This window comes from Saccharopolyspora aridisoli (assembly GCF_004348445.1).
Lineage (GTDB): Bacteria > Actinomycetota > Actinomycetes > Mycobacteriales > Pseudonocardiaceae > Saccharopolyspora > Saccharopolyspora aridisoli.
The window spans coordinates 13666-30870 of the sequence record NZ_SMKV01000031.1 but is presented as its reverse complement, the minus strand read 5'-3'; the positions used below and the strand labels follow the sequence as shown (position 1 = coordinate 30870).

Genomic DNA, 17205 nt, shown 5'->3' with positions numbered 1-17205 from the left:
CCGGTGCTGGGGCGATGGCAGAACCGAAGGGCTCGGGGATCGTGATGGGGCGCTCCGGTTAGAGTCGGGCGCGTGCCAAGCCCTACCCCCGCAGACATCGCCCACTCCGACCGGGTCGTGGTGACCGGCGGCTCCGGCTTCGTCGGCCGGGCCGTCGTCCGAGCGTTCATCGAGCGCGGCACCCCGGTCACGATCGTCGACCTCCAGGCCCCGCCAGAGTCCCTGCGGGACCCGCTGGTGAGCTTCGTGGAGGGCGACCTGCGCGACGCCGACGTGCGGGACCGCGCCGTCGCGCCCGGCAGCGCCGGCATCGTCCACCTGGCCGCGATCACCTCGGTGCTCAAGTCGGTCGAGCAGCCCGCCGCCACCTATGCCAACAACGTGGAGGTCACCCAGCACCTGCTGGAATTGGCCCGCGAGCGCGAGGTCGGGCAGTTCATCCTCGCCTCCACCAACGCGGTGGTCGGCGACATCGGGCACGGCACGATCTCCGAGGCGCTGCCGGTCCGCCCGCTCACGCCCTACGGCGCCACCAAGGCCGCCTGCGAGATGCTGCTGTCCGGGTACGCGGGCGCCTACGGGATGTCGACCTGCGCGCTGCGGTTCACCAACATCTACGGCCCCGGCATGGGCCACAAGGACAGCTTCGTGCCGCGCCTGATGCGCGCCGCGCTGGCCGGTGGGGGCGTCGAGGTCTACGGCGACGGCGCGCAGCAGCGCGACTTCGTGCACCTCGACGACGTGGTGCAGGGCGTGCTGGCCGCGTGGGACAAGCAGTACACCGGCACCGCGGTGATCGGCTCCGGCGACTCGATCACCGTCCTGGAGCTCATCGACGCCGTCCGCACCGCCACCGAGATCGACATCCCGGTCACCCACGTGCCCGCCAAGAACGGCGAGATGCCCGCGGTGATCGTCGACGTCTCGAAGGCGCAGCGCGAGCTCGGCTACCAGCCGGGGGTGGAGCTGACCGACGGTCTGCGCACCGTCTGGGCGGACTTCACCAGCGGAGCGCGGTGACGGCCGCGCTCACTGGCGCACTGCGCCGGCACTGGCTGCTGGCGCTGCTGGTGCTCGCTGGACTGGTGCTGCGGATCATCACGCAGCTCGCCTACCGGCCCGCACTGCTCTACATCGACTCGTTCCGCTACCTCGACGACGTCGGCGTGTTCCACCCCGGCGGCATCAACCCGGTCGGATACGAGTGGTTCCTGTGGCCGCTGCTGGGCATCGGTGGACTGGCCGGGGTCGCGGTCGTGCAGCACCTGCTCGGCATCGGCCTGGGCATCGGCGTCTACGTGCTGCTGCGCCGCTTCGGCGTCCGCGAGTGGCTGGCTGCGCTTGCCGCCGCGCCGGTGCTGTTGGACGCCTACCAGCTGCAGATCGAGCAGCTGATCATGTCCGACCTGCTGTTCCAGGTGCTGCTGCTGGTCGCCGTGTACCTGCTGTGCTGGTGGGGCCCACCGACGCCGAAGGTCGCCGCTGCGGCCGGTGGCGTGCTGGCGCTGTCGGTGATGGTGCGCTCGGTGGGCTTGACGCTGGTGCTGCCCGCTGCGGTGTTCGTGCTGCTGGCCGCTGGTTTGCGCCCGCGCGAGGGCTGGCGGCCCCGGCTGGTGGCCGCCGGTGCGCTCGTCGCCGGGTTCGGCGCGCTGGTCCTGGTCTACGCGCTCTACGGCGCGCTGGTCGCGGGGAAGTTCGGCGTCGGCGGATCCGGAGGCGGGGGAGTGCTGTTCGGGCGCGCGGCGGTCGTGGCGAACTGCGATGAGCTCGACCTGACGCGCGAAGAGCAGCTGCTGTGCCCCGACGAGCCGCGCGAGCGCCGCGAGAAGATCGGCATCGACTTCTACCTGCACCTCTGGGACGTCCAGGCCAACGTCGACAAGCTGCTGCCCGAGGGCATGGACGTCAACGCGGCGCAGCGGTCGCTGACCCGGGAGGTCGTGCTCAACCAGCCGCTGGACATCGCTGTGGGCGTCGTCGGCGACTTCCTCAAGGGCTTCGCCCCCACCCGCACCCAGGCGGTCGGCGACGTGCCGCTGGACCGCTGGCAGTTCCAGCTCGACCACCCGATGTACGCGCCCGACTGGTACGCGCAGGAGTGGGCCGAGCTCTACGACGGCGTCGGGTTGCGCGCGGATCCGGAACTCACCTCGTTCCTGCGCGGCTACCAGCTCGGCGGCGGCTACACCCCTGGCCTGCTGCTCGGCGGCGCGCTGCTGCTCGCGACCGCGGCGGTGCTGGGCGCGGGACGGGCCAGGCGCAGCGGGCTGCGCGCGGTGACGCTGCTGCCCGCCGGTCTGGTGACGACCTCGCTGCTGACCGCTTCGGTCATGGAATTCTCCTGGCGCTACCAGTTGCCCGGACTCGTGCTCATCCCGCTCGCCGGCGCGCTGGGCGCTACCGCGATCTTCGGCCGTCCTGAGGCCGTCCGCTCCACACCCCGATCCACGCCCTCCGAGGAGTGCCAGATGTTGACGACCTTCCCCGACGAGGTGGACCGGGACGCGCTGGAGGAGTACGCGTCCCGCTACAGCGAGCACCGGTTCGCGCCGGTGGTCGTGCTGATCGCCGCCTACAACGAGGAGGAGTCGATCGGCGAGGTGATCGACGCCATCCCGGACCGCAGCTGCGGCCTGGACGTCGACACCCTCGTGGTCGTCGACGGCGCCAAGGACCGCACCGCCGAGGTGTCGCTGGAGCACGGCGCCCACACCTGCGTGGCGCCGAACAACCGGGGCCAGGGCGCGGCGCTGCGGCTGGGCTACCGGCTGGCCGCGCAGCGCGGCGCGCGCTACGTGATCACCACCGACGCCGACGGCCAGTACGACATCTCCGAGCTGCCGAAGCTGCTGGAACCGCTGATCGAGGGCCGCGCGGACTTCGTCAGCGGCTCGCGGCGGCTGGGCAGCAACGAGCGCCCGGCGCTGATCCGCCGCATCGGCACCTACGTGTTCGCGTGGGTGGTCAGCGCCCTGACCCGGCAGCGGATCACCGACACCTCCTTCGGCTTCCGCGGCATGCGGGTGGAGGTGCCGAACTCGGTGACCTTGCGGCAGCCGCAGTACCAGTCCTCCGAGCTGCTGGTGGGCCTGCTCAGCCACGGCTACCGCGCGCTGGAGCAGCCGATGCGGATGTTGCAGCGCACAGCGGGCAAGAGCAAGAAGGGCTCCAGCTTCAGCTACGGCTACCGCTACGCCGAGGTCGTGCTCGGAACGTGGTGGCGCGAGCGCCGCAGCACCGGTCGCGCGGGCGCCCCGGCGGTGGAGCGGGTCAGCGAGCGTCCTGCCGCGGTCGGCGATTGAACACGAACTTGTCGATCAGCACGAACTTGATCACGAACATCACCGCGTAGGTCCCGATGAAGGCACCCCACACCACGGCCACCTGAGCGGGCCGGGTGCCGGGGAACGCCGAGATCGCCGCGCTCTCGGCGAGGTGGGTGGCGCCCGCGGCCAGCAGCGCCGTTCCGACCGAGATCGCGCCGTAGCGCAGGAGCTCACCGCGCAGCGCATCGCGCCCACCGCCGCCCCAGGTGCGACGGTTGAGGGTGAAGTTCGGGATCGCGCCGGCCAACCAGGCCAGCACGGTCGAGACGACCGGTGTGGCTCCGAGCGAGTAGGACAGCAGGAACACGAGCTGGCTCATGCCGGTGGCCACGACCGATGCCGCTGCGAACCGGCTGATCAACCGCCAGTAGCGAGCACGGCCGGTGATCATCGGCTGCGCCACGTGTCCTCCACAGGAATTCATGCGCAAGTGTGCTGTGCGGAACGATACCGCTCGCTGTGCGTGGTCTTCTTGGAGTGTTGAAGAGATGAGAGCATGCGTGATGTTCATGCTGCACTACCGGCTGGAAAGAGGGAGACAGGCGTGCGAATCCTCGTCCTCGGAGGGGACGGCTACCTCGGTTGGCCGACCGCTCTGCACTTGTCCGACCGCGGTCACGAAGTCGCCGTGGCGGACAACTACGCCCGTCGGGGCTATGACCACGAGATGGGCGTTGAGAGCCTCGTGCCGATCGAGCCCATGCAGGTCCGCCTGGGTGCCTGGCGCGAGGTTTCCGGGAAGACCATCAAGCACTACTACGGCGACCTCGTCGACGGTGACTTCTCGACCGAGATGATCGCCGACTTCCGGCCGGACACCATCGTGCACTTCGCCGAGCAGCGTGCGGCGCCGTACTCGATGATCGACCGCAAGCACGCGGTCTACACCCAGCAGAACAACGTGGTCGGCAACCTCAACGTGCTGTTCGCGATCCAGGAGGTCGACCCGGAGATCCACCTGGTCAAGCTGGGCACGATGGGCGAGTACGGGACGCCGAACATCGACATCGAGGAAGGCTGGCTGGAGGTCACCCACAACGGGCGGACCGACCGGATGCTCTACCCGAAGAAGCCGGGTTCCTTCTACCACCTGAGCAAGGTGCACGACAGCCACAACATCGAGTTCGCGTGCCGCATCTGGGGTTTGCGGGCCACCGATCTCAACCAGGGCGTGGTCTACGGGCAGGAGACCCCGCAGACGGTGCGGGACCCGAGGCTTGCGACCCGGTTCGACTACGACGCCATCTTCGGCACGGTCCTCAACCGGTTCGTCATCCAGGCCGTGCTGGGGCACCCGCTGACGGTGTACACGCCGGGCGGGCAGACCCGGGGCATGATCGACATCCGGGACACCGTGGAGTGCATCCGGCTGGCCGCCGAGAACCCGGCCGACCGCGGCGAGTTCCGCGTGTTCAACCAGATCACCGAGAGCTACTCGGTCGGTGAGATCGCCAAGACCATCGCCAACAACTTCGACGGCCAGGTCGAGGTCGAGCACGTCGACAACCCGCGGGTCGAGCAGGGCGAGCACTACTACAACGTCAAGCACACCGGTCTGGTGGAGCTGGGCCTGGAGCCGCACCTGCTGTCGAACACCCTCATCGAGTCGCTGTTCGAGGTGGCGGAGAAGCACAAGCACCGGGTCGACCTCGCCGCGATGCGGCCGACGGTCAACTGGCGCAAGGCCAGCAACCCGATGCGCGACGAGGAGTAGCGAGGAGCGGATCCAGAAGGGGTGCCCCGGGCTGTTCGGCCCGGGGCTCCTTACCGCGTGTCGGGGGGCTTCCACGCGGCAGCTCCGAACACTAGCCCTCGCGGATGATCCCGACGATACGGCACGTGGGTAGATCTCGAACCCGCTGTGAACGTTGGTTAACGATCACCCCCGCGTGCTCGGATCCGGGCAAGCGGACGGTTTCCCTCCCAAACCCGACGGAACGCCGCGTCCCCCGTGCGAGTCGAATAAGGGGGCGGCGACCGTCCCGTGCCTGCTCAGCCCTGGGCCGTGGCCGGGGCCTCTTCCTCGAAGTCGTCGATCTCGCGGCGCTCGTTGACGATCACCCGAATGGTGTAGGCAAGCGCGGCGACCCAGGTCACGACGATCGCTCCGTAGATCACCGCGGGCGCCGGGGCGGGCAGGTCGAACGCCTTGATCAACGTGCGCGCGTTGGTCAGCACGATGAGCCCGCCGGCGCCGACGCCGATCAGCCGCATCGGCACGACCCGGACCAGGTAGGCGGCCAGCGGCGCGGCGAGCACGCCGCCCAGCAGCAGCCCGCCCACGGTCATCCAGGACAGCTCCTGGTCGGCCAGCGAGAACAGGAAGCCCAGGCTCGCCGCCACCGCGATCAGGAACTCGCTGGTGTCGACCGAACCGACGACCTTGCGCGGCTCGACCTTGCCGGTGCTCAGCAGCGTGGGCGTCGCGACCGGGCCCCAGCCGCCACCGCCGGTGGCGTCCACGAACCCGGCGACCAGGCCCAGCGGAGCCAGCAGCTTGGAGCTGACACCGGTGAGCTGGCGGCGGCGCAGCGGCCGGATGGCGAAGCGCAGCAGCACGTAGACGCCCAGCGCGAGCAGGATGGTCGACATCCAGGGCTCGGCGGCTTCGGTGGAGACGTTGCTCAGCGCGGTCGCGCCGAGGAAGGCGCCGACCGCGCCCGGCACGCCCAGTGTGAGCACGATCTTCCAGTCGACGTTGCCGAACCTCCAGTGCGAGAGGCCGGAGGCGACCGAGGTTCCGATCTCGGCGAGGTGCACCGAGGCGGAGGCCAGCGCAGGCGTGAGCCCGGCGGTCAGCAGGATGGTCGTCGAGGTGACGCCGTAGGCCATGCCGAGCGAGCCGTCGACCAGCTGCGCGATGAAACCGCCGATCGCGAAGATCAGGAATGCTTGCACGATGTCTCCGTACGGGAAGATCCGAGACGCGACGAGTTCGCGGCGCGAGGGCTCGTGGCGGGGATGGTGCTTCGAACAGGTGGGCGCGACTAGGGACTAGCGCGAGCGCCGACACCGTGCTGAGGTGACGCGGCGCAGGTCGACGTGGAGGCGCTGCGACAGCAGCCGCCACTGATCACCGGGCGTCATGGGGGACAGTCAAACAGATCCCGCGCTCGAGTGGCAGCGCCTCCCAGAGTGCGGGAGGGATCTCTGGGCCGATCGAGGGTGGCCTGTGTCGAAGGCCACCATTCGGCCGAGTTGGCCTCGGTCGGGCTCCGGGCCAGTGCTGTCCATTGTGGATGATCCACCTGCTGGTAGTTGGCCTGACGGCCGTTGCGCGCCTTGGTGATCTACCCTTGATCAACCTTTTGACCTGCGCGGATCGTTCGAATCACGGAGTTGCCGGCGGCGTGATCCGGTTGCCGAAAACGGCTCCTCCGCAAGTTGGTTCCGGCTGTTGATGTTATCGAACGCCGATCTCAGTCAGTCACGGAAAGTCACGGGCCGTGCGGCGCAGATGGGTGAACCATCTGCTGGGCGAGTCATCAGTTGCAGCCTGCCGTGACTGTCAGCTACGTTCTGATCTGCACGTCACGGCTCGATCACGACAAGATCTCTTTCCCCGAGGAGCTCGTGCCCGCACCCCGAACGCGGGAGTGGCCGGACCGACACCCGACGGAAGGCAGTGATGGGCAAGCATCGCAAGGAAGACCGGCTCCCCCCGACAGCCGGCCTTCCGCTCCGCAGCAAGGTCGTGGCTGCGGTGGTGGCCGGAGGCGCGTTCGCGGCAGTGGGTCAGCCCCTGGCCGCGAACGCGGGCTCCGACCAGCAGCGCGACGTCCGGCCCCTGGCCGGGAAGAAGAACCTGAGCACCGCGATCACCGGCACTCAGAACAGCCCCGCAGCAGTCCGGCTGCTCAAGGCCCAAGTGCCCGAACAGCAGCCCGAAGCGCAGGAGCTCGCCAAGGCCAAGGCCATCGAAGCCGAACGCATCGTCCGCGAGGAGGCCGCCCGCCAAGCGGCCGCCCAGGCCGCGCAAGCCGAGGCCGAGGCGAAGCGTGCGGCTGAGGAGGAGGCGCGCAAGGCCGCCGGCTACCACAGCCCTGCCGAAGGCCGGTACACCTCCGGCTTCGGCTCCCGCTGGGGCAGCAGCCACATGGGCATCGACATCGCCAACAGCATCGGCACGCCGATCTACTCGGTGGCACCTGGCGAGGTCGTCGACGCGGGCCCGGCCAGCGGCTTCGGCATGTGGGTCCGGGTGCAGCACGACGACGGCACGATCACCGTCTACGGTCACGTCAACACGATCGTGGCCGACGAAGGGCAGCGCGTCGGAGCCGGCGAGCAGATCGCCACCATGGGCAACCGCGGCCAGTCGACCGGTCCTCACCTGCACTTCGAGGTCCACGAGGACGGGACGAAGATCAACCCGGTGCCCTGGCTCAGAGAACGAGGCATCGACATCGCTTGATGTTCGTGGTCGCTCTGCTCAGCTGCGGGTGGCGGACCCTGAGCGGCGCTGTGGCCTCCGTGCACCACTCCTGATGTGAGCAACACGGCGTCGCGGCGTACTCGCCACAGCGCCGCTCAGAACCCGCGGCGGTGCGGGCTGAGTCCCTACACCTGGAGCAGAGCGGCTACGCCGCCCCATCGAAGGCACGGGACCGAGCTGCGGCGCACCCCAAGAACGGCCGCCCGGGGTCCGCAATCCCCCGACAGACCCCGGGCGGCCCACCAAGTCAGGACGCTGTCGTCCTGGTCGTGGGTTCGGGCCTGCGCCGCAGGAGGCGCGGCAGGGGCTGCAGGCGGCGCCGGGTCTCCGGTTCGCCGGTCGATCGGTCCGGGTGGTCCGTGGTTCCCGCGAGCTTTGCCATGTCGATCCGCACACCCATGTGTCCTCCCTCGGCTGCTCTGCCTCGATCAAGAACAACGCTAGCCGACGGGACGGGGCGCGAACTCCGCTCTTCTACTCAATTCCTCACGGCTCTGTCGGCTGCGGGGTAGGCGCGTCGTCCTCCAGGCGCTGGCGCAGCCACACCAGGGTTCGCGACAGCAGGCGCGAGACGTGCATCTGCGAGATGCCGACCTGCTCGGCGATCTGCGTCTGCGTCATGCCGCGGAAGAAGCGCATCACCAGGATGCGGCGCTCCCGCTCGGGCAGCTCCTCCAGCAGCGGCCGGACCATCTCGCGGTTCTCCACCTCGGCCAGCTCGGCGTCGTCCGAGCCGATCGCGTCACCGAGCGGGATCTCGTCGGTGTCGGTCAGCAGCTCGTCCAGCGAGGCGCTGCGGTAGGCGTTGCCCGCCTCCAGACCGTGGTAGACGTCATCGGTGCTGATGCCTAGGTCCTTCGCCAGCTCGCTGGGGGTGGGGGCGCGGCCCAGCTCCTGCGAGAGCCGTGCGATCGCCGACGAGACCGACAGGTGGAGCTCCTGCAGGCGGCGCGGCATCCGCACCGCCCACCCGGTGTCGCGGAAGTGCCTGCGGACTTCGCCCATGATCGTCGGTACCGCGTAGGACAGGAAGTCGACCCCGCGCTCGGGATCGAAGCGGTCGACCGCGTTGATCAAGCCCAGCACCGCGACCTGCGTGAGGTCCTCCTGAGACTCGCCTCGGTGGCTGAAGCGCCGGGCGATGTGCTCGGCGACCGGCATGTGCTCGGTGACCAGCTGGTCGCGGAGTTCGGAGCGTCGTGGATCCTTCTCGTCCAGCTTTGCGAGCTCGCCGAACAGCGGCACCAGCCTGTCGTAGCGCTCGTTGCGCGACTGAGTGGAATCCGCTCGTTTCACACCTGAGCCGTCCGTCCCTTGGTCAATTCGATTCGCACCAGGTGGCTGCCGTTGGCAGCGGGACCCGACTCGACCGAGGTTGACACAGCGTCGGCCAACGCGCTGAGCACGCGCCAGCTGAAAGTGTCCTTGCGGGGCCCGAAATCGTTCTTGCTGAGCACCTCCGCGGTGATCGACAGCTGCTCACCGGTCAACTGGAACCGGCAGACGAGGGTGGCTTCCGGTGCGGCCAGCCGGACCAGCGTCGAGCACGCCTCATCAACGGCCAGCCGCAGGTCCGCGATCGAGTCGACGTCGTGGTCGGCGCGCATGGCCAGGTCGCCCACGACGGCCCGCATCACCGACAGCTGGTCGGGCTCAGCCCGTACCCGCACTTCGACTTGGTTCGGAGCGGAAGTCGCAGGATCCACCTGCGCGACCTCGCGTTCCACGCTCATTTCGACGACCACCTCGGCTCGGAGCGGCGTTCACTCACGGTGACCTACCCTTGCGGCTTCCTGGTACCCGTGACCCCGGTCGTGCAAACTCTACGTCGATCAACGACCCGTCCAGTAATCCCAGAAGGCTTGCAGGATCAGAGCCACGATCACGACGTACCACACTACGACCACGAGGCTGTGGAACCGGCTCAGCGCCACGCCGAATGACCGGCCGCCGCCCAAGTGGCCCTCGCGCAGGTTGTGCAAGGTCGTGTACCAGAACAGCGGGATCGTGACGACCCAGACGACCATGCAGTACGGGCACAGCGCCCCGATGGAGTACAGGCTCTGCACGATCAGCCAGTGGATGAACACCACGGCCAGCGTGGTCCCGGCCTGCATGCCCAGCCAGAACCAGCGCGGCGGGCGGAACCCGGTCAGCACCGCGACGCCTGCGGTGACCACGACCGGGAACGCCGCGACGCCGATCAGCGGGTTCGGGAAGCCCAGCAGCGCGGCCTGCGCGCTGTCCATCACAGAACCGCAGGACACGATCGGGTTAAGACTGCACGAGGGCACGTAGCCCCGGTTCGACAGCTTGGCCAGCTTCTCGACGATCAGCGCGAACGAGGCGATGAGCCCGATCGCGCCGCCCACGACGTAGAGCCAGGCCAGGCCGCGCGGCCCGGCGGCGGGCCGCTGCGCGCCGGGTGCGGCCGGTTCGACGGCGTGGGCGGTGGTCACTTCGCCAGCTCCTGGTCCAGCTGCTTGCGGAACGCCTGGTCGACTTCGGCCATGCTCTGCGCGCTGCCCTGCTCGAACTTCTGGCCGTTGATGAAGATCGACGGTGTGCCCGAGACCCCGGCGGCATCGCCGTCGGCCACGTCGCGGTCGATCTTGGCCTGGACGTTGGGTGAAACCATGTCCTGCTTGAACCGGTTGACGTCCAAACCGATCTGCTGCGCGTACTTCTCGAACTCCGCGTTGGCCTTGGCCTCGTCGCTGTTGAGCTCGTCCGCGCTCGCGGTCGCCCAGGCGGTCCAGTTGTCGAACAGGGCGTGGTACATCTCCTTGTACTTGCCCTGCAGCGCGGCGGCCTCGGCGGCGCGCGCGGCGTGCTGCCCCAGCGGGTGCATCTGCAGCGGGTAGTTGCGCGTCACGAACGTGATCCGGCCCGCGTAGTCGTTCTCGATCTTCTTGGTCATCTGCGAGTAGTACGCGTAGCACGACGAGCACTGGTAATCGAGGAACTCGGTGACCGTCACCTTGCCGTCGGGCGCCTCGGTGAGAACGTTGCTGTCGGGTTTGCGCAGCACCTCGGCCGCGACCGGGGGTTGGCCGCTGCCTGCGCCGCCACCGCTGTCGCCGGAGCGGTTGAACAGCAGCACACCACCGATCACCAGCACTGCGACGACCACCACCGCGACGGTGAGGATGATGTTCGTGGAGACCCCGCTGTTCTGGGTCACCGGGTTCTGGTTCTTCGACATCGTGCGCATTCACCTTCGGCGGTTGTGAGGGGAACCGACCAAAACAGTCTCGCGCATTCACCCGGTCGAGAGATTCTGCGGGGGTGCTCTCACAGCACCTTCACAGCGAGCTCTCAGCTTGTCGGTGGTTCGACCAGGGGAGATGCTGACGTGCATGACCGACCTGGCGGGCCTGCTCGACGACGAATCGCGCGCCGCGCTGCGGGCCTGGCCAGGTGGGACGTGGTACCCGCCCGCGCTGGCCACCCTCACCCGGCACGAGTTCTCCGACGAGAGATGGATCTACGAGCGCAAGCTCGACGGTGTCCGGCTGATAGCCGGGGCTGACGGCGGTGAGCCGCAGCTGTGGTCGCGCAACCGCAAGCGGGTCGACACCTCCTACCCGGAGATCGCCGAAGCGCTCGAGGCCCAGGGAGCGCCGAGCTTCGTCGTGGACGGGGAGGTCGTGGCCTTCGAAGGCGACCATACGAGCTTCGCCCGGCTGCAGAAGCGGATGCACCTCACCGACGCCGCGACCGCTCGGCGCACCGGCGTCGCGATCCACTACTACGTCTTCGACCTGATCGCCTTCGGCGGCGTGGACCTGACCCGGCTGCCGCTGCGGACCCGCAAGCGGTTGCTGCGCGAGTGCTTCGAGTTCGCCGATCCGCTGCGGTTCAGCCAGCACCGCAGCGGCGATGGCGAAGAGTTCTTCGCGCAGGCGTGCGCGCGCGGGTGGGAAGGGCTGATCGCCAAGCGCGCCGATCGGCCCTACCGGTCCGGGCGCGGCCGGGACTGGCTGAAGTTCAAATGCGTCTCCGGCCAGGAGTTCGTGATCGGCGGCTACACCGAGCCCAAGGGGTCCCGGTCCGGTTTCGGCGCGTTGCTGGTCGGCTACTACGACTCCGACGGCCTGCGCTATGCGGGCAAGGTCGGCACCGGGTACGACGAGCGGACGCTGCGCGAGCTGTCCGCGAAGCTGGACGAGCTCGCCCGCGCGGACTCACCGTTCCACGACCCGATCCGGGAACCGGGGACGCACTGGGTGAGGCCGGAGCTGGTCGCCGAGGTCGGCTTCAGCGAGTGGACCGGCGACGGGAAGCTCCGGCACCCCACTTTTTCGGGTCTGCGCAACGACAAACGGGCCGCGGAGGTCCGCCGCGAGTGACGCGCGTCAGCGATCGGAGCTGATCGGTGCCTGGTTGGCGGCCGGCTCGACCTGCTTTCCCGTATGGGTCGGAGGACTGAACACCGCGAGCAGAACGGTCAGGACGACCATCGAAACCGTCGCTACAACCGACACGATCGTGCGGCTGTTGATCTGCATCGCGCTGCTCTCCTTGGAAATGTCGTGCGCAGTGGTGGTGTCAGGGACTTCGGCGAGTGCCGGAGAAGTCGTCCCACACCAGGTGTCGGCGCGAGTCGCTGCGACGTTAACGCCTTCGTCACAACTCCTGGTGTGATGCGGAACATACTGGCGGCGACCGGATTTCGGGTTCACCGGAGCTGAAGTCCGCTCGCTCTGGGTGGTGGATCAGTGACGCTGCGGGGTCGTGCCGCCGGTGGTGGATCGGCGTTCGCGGCCTCGCCGCGTCGCCGCGACCGGTATCGTCGCAGGGCGTGGTAGCCGATCCTGCCGATCTCCCGAAAGTGACCCGCGCGCTGGCCAAAGCCGGGCTGGACGACGTCCCGGCGCTGACCGAGCGACTGATGTCCGCGATCTTCACCGACAACCCCGAGTGGACCGACTACCGGCCGGTGCCCAAGGAAGACCTGTGGGAGGGCTGTCGGCAGTACCTGGAGCGGATCCTGCAGATCCTCAGCGGCGAGGTCGACATCTCCGATCGGGACGACGACGTCGCCGCGGCCATCGGCCGCCGCCGCGCCGAGCAGGGCGTGCCGCTGGAGGTCATGCTGCGGACGTTCCGCCTCGGCGGGCGCGTCGTGTGGGAGGCGCTGGTCGACCAGGCGCACCGCGACGGCGCCGACCCGGACGCGGTGCTGGGCGTGGCCACCTCGATCTGGCGGGTGATCGACGGCCTGTCCTCGACGCTGTCGACGTTCTACCGCAACACCGAGCTGGAACGGCTGCGCCGCGACGACCAGCGCAGGCACGCGCTGGTGGAGGACCTGCTGGCCGGCCGCGCGCGCGATGTCGCATTCGCCCAGCGCACCGCCAAGGAGCTCGACCTGCCCACCGGCGGTGCGTACCTGGTGGTGGTCGCCGAGATGACCGACGACGGTGGTTTCGCGCTGCGCGGGCATTCCGAGGCGCTGGCCGCGTTGCACTTGCGCTCGGTCTGGCAGGTCCGCGCGGACTCCCTCGTCGGCCTGGTCGCCCTGGAGCAGCACCCGGCGGCGCTGGCCCTCGACGCGCTGCGCCCGCTGGCCCGCGCCCGGGTCGCGGTCTCGCCGAAGGTGCAGGGGCTCGCCGAGATCGGTCTCGCCCACCAGCTGGCCCTGACCACGCTGGGCACCTCGGCGCACGGCACCACCGAACTGGTCACCCTGGAGGAGCGCTTCCCCGAAGCCTTGCTGGTGCAGTCACCGGACTTGGCCCAACGCCTGCTGGAAACGCAGCTCGGTCCGGTCCTGGAGCTGCCACCCAAGGAGCGCGACATGCTCCTGGACACCCTCACCGCCTGGCTGGAGGAGAACTGCTCCACCGCCAACGCCGCGGTCCGCCTGCACTGCCACCGCAACACGGTCCTGAACCGCCTGCACCGGATCACCACCCTCATCGGCCAACCCCTCCACGGCCGCACGGCCTACGTCTCCCTCTCCCTCGCCCTGTCCACCCTCAACCTCCGGGACAACCCGCAGAGCTGATGCCCGGGGCGGCGACGGATCCGCTGGAGGAAGCGTCGAGGTGGCAGCCTGGCATCGGTGGCGCGATCGAGGAGTTGCCGCTCACCTCGAAGGCGATGCATCGAAACGATTCGCGCGGCCCAGGCCCAAGCCGCTCAGGCAGCCCAGGAGAGCATGCGTCCGATGCTCGGCGATGGGGAAGCCATGAACTTCTCGAGCGAGCAGATCGATCCGGATTCGCGAAGGCCGACGCAGCCGGGACGCCTCAGGAGCAATCCCGGCGTCCAGCGGCGCCGAGCATCGAGCTGGACGAGTACGACGAGTTCGACGACTGGGATTGGTTCGGGGGAAGCCGGTCGTGCCGGCCGCGTGGTCGCCGTTGATCACGGCGCGCGTACCCGAGCCGGTCTTCGAAGGTCGAGCCGCTGGGGCTCGTGCTCCGCTCCGCCGGGTGCCCAAGACCATGAGGCGACGATTGTGCAGTGGGCATAGTTGGAAAAATTTGGGTTCTTTTCGCAGGTAGCGGGCGTAACCGCAGGCGCTGGGGTTTTGTGCCTGACGACGTTCCGTTTGTGACGGGGATCGCGGCTGCCTTCTGTAACTGCGGCGACACGTGTTGTGCCCATCACGGCATGTACTGTGCGATGTGCACATTCGGTCGTCCTAAAGTCTGGGCGGCTGGGCATAGCGCGGAAGTGGTCGTGCTCACGACACTCTGGGTGAGGATGGCCCGCTCACGAAGACGGGTCGTCGGTAACCGGCGCGTGCGTTCAAAGGAGCACAGCGAAGTGCAGGAGTTCGACCTTCTGGTGGTGGGCGGCGGCCCCGGTGGCTACGTCGCCGCGATCCGGGCCGCGCAGCGCGGCCTCTCGGTGGCCGTGGTGGAGAAGGAGCGGCCCGGGGGTGTGTGCCTGAACTGGGGCTGCATCCCGACCAAGGCCATGCTGCGGTCCGCCGAGGTCTACGAAACCGTGCTGCACGCCGCCGATTTCGGCGTCAACGTCGAAGGCGTCAGCGTCGACTACGATGCGATCACCCGCCGCAAGGCCAGCATCGTCAAGGGCCTGACCGACGGCGTCGCGGGCCTGCTCAAGGGCAACGGCGTCACCGTCATCAACGGCCACGCCCGCTTCACCGGCCCGACCACCGTGGACGTCTACGCCACCGGTGAGTCCCCGCTGGGAGCCGACGGCCCCCGCTACGCCGCCGAGCCGACCGGCGCGAAGCCGATCGAGCAGGTCAAGGCCACCGACGTCATCATCGCCACCGGCTCGGTCCCCGTGCAGCTGCCGCTGCCCGGCGCGGACCTGCCCGGCGTGATCACCTCCGACGGCGCCTTCGGCCTCACCGAGGTCCCCAACCGCATCGCCATCATCGGCGGTAGCGCGGTCGGTGCCGAGTGGGCGTCGCTGTTCTCCACCCTGGGCAGCGAGGTCAGCATCATCGAGATGCAGAAGACCCTCGTCCCGGCCGAGGACGCCGAGGTCGGCAAGGCGCTGGGCCGCTCCTTCACCAAGCGCGGCATCAAGGTCCTCACCGAGGCCACCGTTTCCCGCGTCGACCAGGCCGACGGCGGCCTCAAGGTCACCGTGGACGGCGCCAAGCCGCAGCAGATCGACGCCGACATCGTCCTGGTGGGCGTGGGCCGCAAGCCCAACACAGCCAACCTCGACCTCGACAAGACCGGGATCGCCACCAGCGAGCGCGGTTTCATCACCGTCGACGACAAGCTGCGCACCAACGTCGAGCACGTCCACGCCATCGGTGACGTGACCGGCAAGGCGTTGCTCGCGCACGTCGCCTCGCACCAGGGCGTCGTGGCCGCCGAAACCATCGCCGGGCACCACGCCGCGATCGACTACAACGTCATCCCGGCCGCCACCTTCACCCACCCGGAGGTCGCCTCCGTCGGTCTGACCGAGGCGCAGGCCAAGGACGCCGGGCACGACGTCATCGCCGCGAAGTTCCCCTTCGCCGCGCTCGGCCGCGCGCAGAGCTACGGCGACACCGAGGGCTTCATGAAGATCGTCGCCGGCAAGAAGTACGGCGAGGTCCTGGGCGTGCACATCATCGGCCACGCCGCCAGTGACCTGATCACCGAAGGCGCGCTGGCCATGGCTCTGGAGGCCACCCTCGACGAGCTGGCCGAGACCATCCACGCGCACCCGACCCTCGGCGAGGTCGGCATGGAGGCCGCGATGAACGCCCTCGGCCTGCCGGTCCACGTAGCACCGCCCAAGAAGCGCTAGAGGCAAGAGAAAAGGGGATCCGCGATGGCACAGACAGCCACCCGAAGCAAGCCGTCCACGCGCACCGGCGCGACCAAGGCGCGGCGCTCCACCTCGGCGCGGGCCGCTGAGCGTGGCCGCTTCACGGGAGAGTCGCCGGAGCTGCTGCGCGACTACTTCTACGAGATGACCCTGATCCGCCGCTTCGAGGAGCGCGCCGCGCAGGGCTATACGCAGGCCAAGATCGGCGGCTACTGCCACCTCAACCTCGGCGAGGAGGCCTCGGTCGTCGGCCTGATGCGCTCGCTGCGCAAGACCGACCTGCTGTTCACCAACTACCGCGAGCACGGCTACGCCATCGCCAAGGGCATCGAGCCCGGCCGCGTGATGGCCGAGCTCTACGGTCGCACCACCGGCACCTCCAAGGGTTGGGGCGGCTCGATGCACATGTTCGACGTCGAAGCCGGTCTGCTCGGCGGCTACGGCATCGTCGGCGGCCAGATCCCGCTGGCCACCGGTGCCGCGCTGGCCATCGACTACCGCTCCGGCGACCAGGTCGTCATGTGCCAGATGGGCGACGGCACCACCAACATCGGTGCCTTCCACGAGGCGCTGAACATCGCCGCGCTGTGGAACCTGCCGGTGATCTTCGTGGTGATCAACAACCAGCTCGGCATGGGCACCACCGTGGAGAAGTCCTCGGCGGAGTCGGAGCTGCACAAGCGGGCGTCCGCCTACCGGATGCACGGCGAGCGCGTGGACGGCAACGACGTCCTCGCGGTCCGCGACGCGGCTTCCCGGCTGGTCGAGCAGGCCCGCGAGACCGGCCGTCCGGCGCTGCTGGAGCTGGTCAGCGAGCGGCTCAAGGGCCACTCCGTGGTCGACCCGGGCAAGTACCGCGACGAGGAGTCGGTGGAGAAGGCCAAGCAGGCCGACCCCGTCGCCAACTTCCGCGCGGAGCTGATCAACGCCGGCGTCCTCGACGAGGACGCCGCGGTCGAGATCGAGACCAAGGCGCAGGCCGAGGCAGACGCCGCCGTGGCCTTCGCCGACGACAGCCCGCACCCCGACGTCGAGACGCTGTTCGACTACACCTACGCCACGCCGGTCGCCAACGACTCGCGACGGTTGCCCGCCGACCCGCTGTTCGTGCACAACTGACGGGTCGAACACTCAAGTCCCCTTGCGGTTCTTGCGACACCCCGCCACACGTTTCGCAACCCG

At 69.0% G+C, this 17205-nt stretch carries 15 protein-coding genes; 8 read left to right on the top strand and 7 right to left on the bottom strand.

The genetic code is table 11. From position 1 onward, the window contains the following. Positions 1-72 precede the first annotated feature (72 nt). Positions 73-1020, top strand: a complete 948-nt coding sequence (locus E1161_RS20900; RefSeq protein WP_165939892.1) for an NAD-dependent epimerase/dehydratase family protein — start codon at positions 73-75, stop codon at positions 1018-1020. After that, positions 1017-3302, top strand: a complete 2286-nt coding sequence (locus tag E1161_RS20895; protein ID WP_165939891.1) for a glycosyltransferase family 2 protein — start codon at positions 1017-1019, stop codon at positions 3300-3302. The genes E1161_RS20900 and E1161_RS20895 overlap by 4 nt, the downstream gene beginning before the upstream one ends. Here E1161_RS20895 and E1161_RS20890 read toward each other — a convergent pair. Then, entirely contained in the window at positions 3271-3729 is a 459-nt protein-coding gene (locus tag E1161_RS20890) for a GtrA family protein (protein ID WP_235875180.1), read from the bottom strand. The genes E1161_RS20895 and E1161_RS20890 overlap by 32 nt on opposite strands. Positions 3730-3870: 141 nt before the next feature. On the opposite strand from E1161_RS20890, the gene E1161_RS20885 reads away from it, so the two are divergent. Next, positions 3871-5040, top strand: a complete 1170-nt coding sequence (locus tag E1161_RS20885; protein WP_132625891.1) for an NAD-dependent epimerase/dehydratase family protein — start codon at positions 3871-3873, stop codon at positions 5038-5040. A gap of 278 nt (positions 5041-5318) precedes the next feature. Here the strand turns inward: E1161_RS20885 and E1161_RS20880 are convergent, their stop codons facing one another. Then, positions 5319-6224: a sulfite exporter TauE/SafE family protein gene (locus E1161_RS20880; RefSeq protein WP_132625889.1), complete on the bottom strand. Its 906-nt coding sequence runs from the start codon at positions 6222-6224 to the stop codon at positions 5319-5321. Between the two features lie 730 nt (positions 6225-6954). Here E1161_RS20880 and E1161_RS20875 point away from each other — a divergent pair. Continuing rightward, positions 6955-7740, top strand: coding sequence for a M23 family metallopeptidase (locus E1161_RS20875; protein WP_132625887.1), 786 nt, complete (start codon positions 6955-6957; stop codon positions 7738-7740). Between the two features lie 507 nt (positions 7741-8247). Here E1161_RS20875 and E1161_RS20870 read toward each other — a convergent pair. From E1161_RS20870 to E1161_RS20855, 4 genes are all read right to left on the bottom strand, one after another. Continuing rightward, positions 8248-9057 (bottom strand): SigB/SigF/SigG family RNA polymerase sigma factor, encoded by an 810-nt coding sequence (locus tag E1161_RS20870; RefSeq protein ID WP_132625885.1) that lies wholly within the window; start codon positions 9055-9057, stop codon positions 8248-8250. Further along, on the bottom strand, positions 9054-9494 hold the full coding sequence (locus E1161_RS20865) for an ATP-binding protein (protein ID WP_132625883.1): 441 nt from the start codon (positions 9492-9494) through the stop codon (positions 9054-9056). Before E1161_RS20865 ends, E1161_RS20870 begins: the two co-directional genes overlap by 4 nt. A gap of 99 nt (positions 9495-9593) precedes the next feature. Next, positions 9594-10220, bottom strand: a complete 627-nt coding sequence (locus tag E1161_RS20860; protein WP_132625881.1) for a vitamin K epoxide reductase family protein — start codon at positions 10218-10220, stop codon at positions 9594-9596. Further along, positions 10217-10966, bottom strand: coding sequence for a DsbA family protein (locus E1161_RS20855; protein ID WP_132625879.1), 750 nt, complete (start codon positions 10964-10966; stop codon positions 10217-10219). The genes E1161_RS20860 and E1161_RS20855 overlap by 4 nt, the downstream gene beginning before the upstream one ends. A gap of 154 nt (positions 10967-11120) precedes the next feature. Here E1161_RS20855 and ligD point away from each other — a divergent pair, with 154 nt between their 5' ends. Continuing rightward, positions 11121-12113 (top strand): non-homologous end-joining DNA ligase, encoded by a 993-nt coding sequence (gene ligD / locus E1161_RS20850; RefSeq protein ID WP_132625877.1) that lies wholly within the window; start codon positions 11121-11123, stop codon positions 12111-12113. A gap of 6 nt (positions 12114-12119) precedes the next feature. Here the strand turns inward: ligD and E1161_RS27325 are convergent, their stop codons facing one another. Beyond that, entirely contained in the window at positions 12120-12272 is a 153-nt protein-coding gene (locus E1161_RS27325) for a hypothetical protein (protein WP_165939890.1), read from the bottom strand. 293 nt (positions 12273-12565) lie between these two features. Here E1161_RS27325 and E1161_RS20845 point away from each other — a divergent pair, with 293 nt between their 5' ends. The 3 genes from E1161_RS20845 to pdhA all read left to right on the top strand — a co-directional run bounded on the left by E1161_RS20845 (position 12566) and on the right by pdhA (position 17142). Continuing rightward, positions 12566-13774 carry a PucR family transcriptional regulator gene (locus E1161_RS20845; RefSeq protein WP_132625875.1) on the top strand — a complete coding sequence of 403 codons (1209 nt, stop codon included), beginning with the start codon at positions 12566-12568 and terminating at the stop codon, positions 13772-13774. Between the two features lie 767 nt (positions 13775-14541). Then, positions 14542-16002 (top strand): dihydrolipoyl dehydrogenase, encoded by a 1461-nt coding sequence (lpdA, locus tag E1161_RS20840; RefSeq protein ID WP_132625873.1) that lies wholly within the window; start codon positions 14542-14544, stop codon positions 16000-16002. Positions 16003-16026: 24 nt separating this feature from the next. After that, positions 16027-17142, top strand: a complete 1116-nt coding sequence (gene pdhA / locus E1161_RS20835; protein WP_132625871.1) for a pyruvate dehydrogenase (acetyl-transferring) E1 component subunit alpha — start codon at positions 16027-16029, stop codon at positions 17140-17142. Positions 17143-17205 lie beyond the last annotated feature (63 nt).

Coding starts and splice junctions, on each gene's coding strand:
- E1161_RS20875 (WP_132625887.1), top strand. CDS start 6,955: ATGGGCAAGCATCGCAAGGAAGACCGGCTCCCCCCGACAGCCGGCCTT.
- E1161_RS20865 (WP_132625883.1), bottom strand. CDS start 9,494: ATGAGCGTGGAACGCGAGGTCGCGCAGGTGGATCCTGCGACTTCCGCT.
- E1161_RS20855 (WP_132625879.1), bottom strand. CDS start 10,966: ATGTCGAAGAACCAGAACCCGGTGACCCAGAACAGCGGGGTCTCCACG.
- ligD (WP_132625877.1), top strand. CDS start 11,121: ATGACCGACCTGGCGGGCCTGCTCGACGACGAATCGCGCGCCGCGCTG.
- E1161_RS27325 (WP_165939890.1), bottom strand. CDS start 12,272: ATGCAGATCAACAGCCGCACGATCGTGTCGGTTGTAGCGACGGTTTCG.
- pdhA (WP_132625871.1), top strand. CDS start 16,027: ATGGCACAGACAGCCACCCGAAGCAAGCCGTCCACGCGCACCGGCGCG.